1 protein-coding gene is annotated in these 276 nt (G+C 54.3%); it reads left to right on the top strand.

All coding sequences use genetic code 11. The features are described 5' to 3' along the window. On the top strand, window positions 1-180 hold a 180-nt coding region (locus tag SB658_RS23685), incomplete at its 5' end, for a sugar transferase (RefSeq protein ID WP_410602750.1). Window positions 181-276 lie beyond the last annotated feature (96 nt).

The raw sequence follows: 276 nt of genomic DNA on the forward strand, positions 1-276 counted from the left end.
CCCGGCATTACAGGTTTGGCGCAGATGCGGGGACTGAGGGGGCCGACCGACCGCGCAAGCAGAGCACGAGCCCGTGTTTTGTCGGACCTTTACTACGTGGAAAATTTTTCAATTTGGCTCGACCTTAAGATCATTCTGGGCACACTAGTGCGTGAGATCAGGGGAGGCACCGGGTTCTAACCCCCGGCCGTGCTTGTGAACATTGACATCCATTTCTCGTCGCTAAGCCGGTACCTAAGAACTCCGACTGTATTTAATTTCCACAATCGAGGTGGG

This window comes from Bacillus sp. SIMBA_008, from assembly GCF_046535495.1.
In the GTDB taxonomy this organism is placed as follows: Bacteria; Bacillota; Bacilli; order Bacillales; family Bacillaceae; genus Bacillus; species Bacillus subtilis.